This window comes from Candidatus Symbiopectobacterium sp. NZEC135 (genome assembly GCF_025962695.1).
This window is the reverse complement of sequence record NZ_JAGFPF010000937.1, coordinates 1-830: the sequence shown is the minus strand read 5'-3', so window position 1 is coordinate 830 and position 830 is coordinate 1. Positions and strand designations below refer to the sequence as shown.

2 protein-coding genes are annotated in these 830 nt (G+C 38.3%); one reads left to right on the top strand and one right to left on the bottom strand.

Annotated features, from left to right (window positions below; all coding sequences use genetic code 11):
- Positions 1 to 624 (bottom strand): ATP-binding cassette domain-containing protein (locus J5224_RS31575; RefSeq protein WP_264628928.1); only part of this gene is annotated, 624 nt, incomplete at its 3' end.
- On the opposite strand from J5224_RS31575, the gene J5224_RS31570 reads away from it, so the two are divergent.
- The coding region (locus tag J5224_RS31570; protein ID WP_264628927.1) for a hypothetical protein at positions 623 to 830 on the top strand (208 nt) is incomplete at its 3' end. The two genes, J5224_RS31575 and J5224_RS31570, sit on opposite strands and share 2 nt — an antisense overlap.

Below are 830 nucleotides of genomic sequence, written 5' to 3'. Positions count from 1 at the left end.
ATTCTCCTCAACACTGAGCACATAATGACCAAAATCTTGAAAGATAGCAGATATATACTCGCGCCAAACGGTGATATCAATCTCATTAATATCTATACCTCCCAGAGTAATTCGCCCCGATGTCGGCGTATAGAGTCGGCATAATAATTTAACAAGAGTGCTTTTTCCCGCACCGTTCTCTCCGATTAAAGCGATATGCTCACCTTCTTTTATTTGAAAGCTGACATCACTCACGGCACATCGCTGCTCTCGATACGAAAAAGAGACATTTTCAAATATTATTGTCTTATCATCAGGTAATGTAAAATACATGGCACGCTCATCCTGACACAGGTTTTCAATGTCATAGAGTTTTCTAAAATACTCAAAACAGACGGACAGGTAAGCTAACGTATAGACCCCCCATTGACATGTCAGGCCAAAAAAAGTGATAGACTGAATGACGCCAAGTAACTCGCCTGTTGAAATTTCCCCCTGTGAAATATGGTTTGAAAACCAATACATGACCGATGAGGCGGTAACCAGATAAAGTAAGTTCCAACCTTGCGGTCTTAATATCTGTTTTTTTCTGATCTCATTTAAATCACATTCAAGCTGGTGAAAATTTTCTCGATGTTTAGACATGAAAAAATTTGACAAATTAAAAACTCTAATTTCTTTAGCTAGCGCAGTATTCAACAAAACAGAAATAAAATATTTGATTAATCGTGACGCACCACTCTTATCCGCAAAAGCGTTGAATATATCTTTTTGTGATTTTGAAACAGCAAGAGCAACCGGATATGCCGGAAACAGCAATGCAAAAGGCAGCCACCAAACAATAGTCGATA